This window comes from Shewanella gaetbuli (assembly GCF_023284065.1).
GTDB lineage: Bacteria > Pseudomonadota > Gammaproteobacteria > Enterobacterales > Shewanellaceae > Shewanella > Shewanella gaetbuli.
The window spans coordinates 1-4788 of sequence record NZ_JAKIKP010000022.1; the positions used below are offsets into that span (position 1 = coordinate 1).

At 41.1% G+C, this 4788-nt stretch carries 4 protein-coding genes, 3 tRNA genes and 1 rRNA gene; 7 read left to right on the forward strand and 1 reads right to left on the reverse strand.

Annotated elements, in window-relative coordinates; translation table 11 throughout:
* The first annotated feature begins 52 nt into the window (after positions 1-52).
* From rrf to birA, 3 genes are all read left to right on the forward strand, one after another.
* A 5S ribosomal RNA gene (rrf, locus tag L2672_RS17140) occupies positions 53-168 on the forward strand.
* A 731-nt stretch (positions 169-899) separates the two neighbouring features.
* Entirely contained in the window at positions 900-1913 is a 1014-nt protein-coding gene (murB, locus tag L2672_RS17145; protein WP_248997055.1) for a UDP-N-acetylmuramate dehydrogenase, read from the forward strand.
* The gene (gene birA, locus L2672_RS17150) at positions 1910-2869 is read left to right on the forward strand and encodes a bifunctional biotin--[acetyl-CoA-carboxylase] ligase/biotin operon repressor BirA (RefSeq protein WP_248997056.1); all 960 of its coding nucleotides are present in this window, start codon (positions 1910-1912) and stop codon (positions 2867-2869) included. The genes murB and birA overlap by 4 nt, the downstream gene beginning before the upstream one ends.
* Positions 2870-2897: 28 nt before the next feature.
* Here the strand turns inward: birA and coaA are convergent, their stop codons facing one another.
* Complete coding sequence (coaA, locus tag L2672_RS17155) at positions 2898-3842, reverse strand: type I pantothenate kinase (RefSeq protein WP_248997057.1); 945 nt, start codon at positions 3840-3842, stop codon at positions 2898-2900.
* A 227-nt stretch (positions 3843-4069) separates the two neighbouring features.
* On the opposite strand from coaA, the gene L2672_RS17160 reads away from it, so the two are divergent.
* From L2672_RS17160 to L2672_RS17175, 4 genes are all read left to right on the forward strand, one after another.
* Positions 4070-4145 (forward strand) — tRNA-Thr (locus L2672_RS17160).
* Between the two features lie 7 nt (positions 4146-4152).
* Positions 4153-4237, forward strand: a tRNA-Tyr gene (locus L2672_RS17165).
* Between the two features lie 34 nt (positions 4238-4271).
* Positions 4272-4345: transfer RNA gene (locus L2672_RS17170), tRNA-Gly, on the forward strand.
* 203 nt (positions 4346-4548) lie between these two features.
* A partial coding sequence (locus L2672_RS17175) for a GTP-binding protein (protein ID WP_248997046.1) occupies positions 4549-4788 on the forward strand: 240 nt, incomplete at its 3' end.

The window sequence follows — 4788 nt, forward strand, 5'->3', positions numbered from 1 at the left end:
ATCAGTTTTCCGAATTATATTTAACTGCGATAGTGGTTAGATAACAAATTTGTCTGGAGACCATAGAGCTGTGGTACCACCTGATCCCATTCCGAACTCAGAAGTGAAACATAGTATCGCCGATGGTAGTGTGGGGTCTCCCCATGTGAGAGTAGGTCATTTCCAGACGCCAAATAAGATAAAAAAGCCCACAGCGTTAGCTGTGGGCTTTTTTGCGTTTGTGGTTTTAATGCTTTTAGTTTGTCATCCTCGAGATCTGTTATCGAGGATCTGCAGTTGATGTTTTTGAATGCAGATTCCGGCTCAAAAGCATTGCCGGAATGACGCGCGTTAAGTGTTGTCGTAATGACGTAGGTTGAGTGCGTCGTAATGACGGGGGTTGAGCGCTGTCATAATGGTTAGGCTTGAGTGTTCTCGCAATGATGTGGGTTGAGTGTGTCAGAAAGGCTTGGATTGTGCGTTGCTGTGATCATACGGTGGGGTTTAATGCTCCTAATCCGTCATCCTCTAACGCTGTGGGCTTTTTTCGTTTGGGGCATTTCACAATTCGTCATCCTCGAGATCTGTTATCGAGGATCTGCAGTTATTGTTTTTGAATGCAGATTCCGGCCCAAAAGCATTGCCGGAATGACGCGCATTAAGTGTTGTCGTAATGACGTGAGTTGAGTGCGTCAGAAAGATTTGGGTTGTGCGTTGCTGTGATCATACGGAGGGGCTCTATGCTCCTAATCCGTCATCCTCGAACGCTGTGGGCTTTTTTCGTTTGGGGCATTTCACAATCCGTCATCCTCGAGATCTGTTATCGAGGATCTGTTTTTCTTTTCAAGATGGCTTCTATTGTGACGTTCGGTTGTTTTGCCTGTTACAATATAACTAATTTAAATACTTAGTGTGATTGTATGACAGACTCTTTAAAACCATTCAATACTTTGGGCCTTAACCAGTCTTGCGAGCAGGTTATTTCACTTAGTGATAAGCAAGCTTTAGTTAATACCTGTTATGAACTTTACCATTCAGATACCGCAATGGTCATTTTAGGTGGCGGCAGTAATATTGTATTTACTGAAGATTTTGCAGGTAAGGTTGTTCATATAGCAACAAAAGGTATTGATGTAGAACATACTGATGATGGGGTATTACTTAAAGTCGAAGCGGGTGAAAATTGGCATGAGCTTGTTAAGTATTGTTTAGAGCATAACTATTACGGCATAGAAAACCTCGCATTAATTCCCGGTACGGTTGGAGCGGCTCCTATTCAAAATATCGGTGCGTATGGGGTCGAATTTGCTAGCGTATGTCATTCTGTTGAGTTTGTAGATTTAGATGCTGGCGAAATGTATGAAATCTCAAGTGCGGATTGCTTATTCGGTTATAGAGACTCCATTTTCAAACAACAATTGCACGGCAAGGCGTTGATTACTGCTGTTGCACTGAAGTTATCTACTCAATGGCGACCGCAACTAACCTATGCTCCGCTTAGTCATTTAAAACCTGACGAGGTAACGGCTAGAGATGTATTTGATTTGGTATGTAAGGTTCGCAGCGAAAAACTACCTGACCCGGTAGAGGTAGGAAATGTGGGCAGCTTTTTTAAGAACCCTATTATCTCAACAGAGCAGTTAGCGACACTACAACAGACTTATCCAAATATTGTTTTTTTCCCATTGAATTCAGAACAAGTGAAGCTTGCTGCTGCTTGGTTAATTGACCAAGCGGGGTTAAAAGGGCATATGGTGGGTGGTGCCGCTGTACATAACAAGCAAGCATTGGTTATCGTAAATAAAGGTGATGCAACAGGCCATGATATTTGCCAACTGGCTTTATCAATAATTGATAAGGTTGAGGATGACTTTAACATTACTCTACAACCAGAGCCTCGTATTATGGCTGAGTTTGGTGAGGTGGTGTTGTGATGGAACACTGGAACCGCAAAAGACAAATATTGCAGCTACTTTCAGCAGATGAGTTTATATCTGGTGAGAAGATTGCAAACTGCTTAGGTCTTACTCGTGCTGCAATTAACCAACATATTGAAACATTAGCAGACTATGGCATTGATATATACAGTGTTAAAGGTAAAGGCTATAAACTGTCAAACCCACTGTTACTCACACATGAAAATAGACTGATTAATGCCATTGCTAATCGTTGTTTTTATTTTGATGAGATTAATAGTACCAATACCTTTATGTTAGCTCATCATCATGAGTTGGAGTCGGGTGATATTTGTATTGCAGAATATCAATCAGCAGGTCGTGGGCGTAGGGGGAAACAATGGGTGTCGCCTTATGGCCATCACTTGTATGCTTCCATGTTTTGGCGCTTTGAGCAAGATCCTAGTAAAGCAATGGGGCTGAGTTTAGTTGTGGCATGTGCGATAACTAAAGCACTAGAAGGTATGTCAATTAATGGTTTAGGCCTTAAGTGGCCTAACGATATATACCTCGATAATAAGAAGTTGGCTGGTATTTTAATTGAGATGGCACCGGTATCACATAATGTGACAGAGCTAGTGATTGGCTTTGGCATTAATTTGAGCATGTCACAATCTCAAGGCGTGTTAATTGATCAACCTTGGAGTGATTTGACCGAGTTGAATCAACTGCCCGATAAAACCGAGCTTATTATTAATATACAGCAACAATTAAAACAGGATATTCAACGCTTTGATGATCAAGGGTTAGCACCATTTATGGCGTATTGGAATGCTCATGATTTATTTGTCGATAAAGCCGTAAACTTACTGATGATGCCAAACAACATTAGCGGTGTGTATAAAGGTATTAATGAACAAGGTGCGGTGTTAATTGAATGTAATGGCAAAATAGATGCTTATATCGGTGGCGAGATAAGTTTGAGGCAGGCATAACCTGCGCAACGGTTTCCACAGTTAGCCACTATTTTCTCAGTAAAACTTTATTTACCTGATGATTGTGGCCTTTTTGTAATATGAGTTTGGCGCGTTCTCTAGTGGGTTGGATATTAAGATTTAAGTTCGGCCCGTTAATCGTATCCCAGATATTGGCTGATATAGATTCAGCTTCATCATCACTTAAGCCTGCATAATGATGAAAGAAAGATTTAGGGTCGCTAAATGCCCCTGTTCTGAATTGTAAAAAGCGATCTTGATACCATTGTTTAAGTAATGTTTCTTCTGCATCGACATAGATTGAGAAATCCACAAAATCTGATACAAAAGGCCTTCTAATATCCACGGGTGAATCTAAACCTGTTTGTAAAACATTGAGTCCTTCCAATATCAAAATATCCGGTTGTTCAATGGTTTGATTTATATCGTGACATCTATCATAAGTGACATGTGAATAAATTGGGGCGTTTACTTTAGGCTCACCGGCTTTAACAGAAGCAATAAAATCAGTCAGCATTTTCATGTCATAGCTTTCTGGAAAACCTTTACGTTGCAGTAACCCTTTACGTTTTAGCTCCGCTAAAGGGTATAAAAAACCATCAGTGGTGACTAAATCGACCTTTGGATGCTCAGGCCAACGCTGCAATAAGGTTTGTAAGATACGTGCCGTAGTACTTTTCCCAACCGCAACACTACCTGCAATACTAATAATATAGGGCGAACGCGCTGCTTTTTGTTCTAAAAATTTTTCAACAATTAACCCTCGTTGCTGTTTGGCAGCAAACATGAGGTTTAATAAGCGGCTGAGTGGCAGATAGATATCGGTAACTTCATCTAATGATAACTTCTCATTCATCCCTCTTAAGCTTTCCAATTCGGACTGACTTAACGTGAGTGGCACTGATTTACGTAACTCTGACCATTGTGGGCGGCTAAAATGGTGGTAAAGTGCTTGTTGAATTGAGTTAGACATTAAAAAAACCAATTTTATACTGGGTCTGGCACAGTACACGATTCGTATTTAGCGAACAATAGTTTCCAATTGAAATCTGTATACGATGAAAATAAACGTTGATTTTTTCAGCGCAAAGGCCTTCTTGAGGGTAAAAAAGCACCGATTAAGACTTTTTTTAGCTTTTTTATAATTTTTCTATTGCACTTATCGCCACATTTACCTAATATCCGTTCCCGAAATGATTAGCCGGCATAGCTCAGTTGGTAGAGCAACTGACTTGTAATCAGTAGGTCCCGAGTTCGACTCTTGGTGCCGGCACCATTTTACTGGAGGGGTTCCCGAGTGGCCAAAGGGATCAGACTGTAAATCTGACGGCTCAGCCTTCGAAGGTTCGAATCCTTCTCCCTCCACCATTTTCTAGGTAGTTAGGTAGCCTAAATAGGTTGCGCGGATGTCGTATAATGGTATTACTCCAGCCTTCCAAGCTGATAACGCGGGTTCGATTCCCGCCATCCGCTCCAAAATTTGTTTGCTGATAGGGCTCAGTTGATAGAGCCACCTTGTTAACATAAAAGGTGAGGTCGGCAACTAGAATCTGCCTCTCAGCACCAACCTATCATTATCAAACTTCCTAACTAAAAAATTGATTCGATGCGATATTAATGCATCGGATTTTTATTATATGCGTGTTTTGATCACCAAACTATTGGATTGAGGCGATACCATGGCAAAAGCTAAATTTGAACGTAATAAGCCCCACGTAAACGTGGGCACCATCGGTCACGTTGACCATGGTAAAACAACTTTAACTGCGGCTATCTCAGCTGTATTGTCTAAAACATACGGCGGTGATGTTAAAGATTTCGCACAAATCGATAACGCTCCAGAAGAGCGTGAGCGTGGTATTACAATTAATACTTCTCACATCGAGTATGACACACCAACACGTCACTACGCACACGTA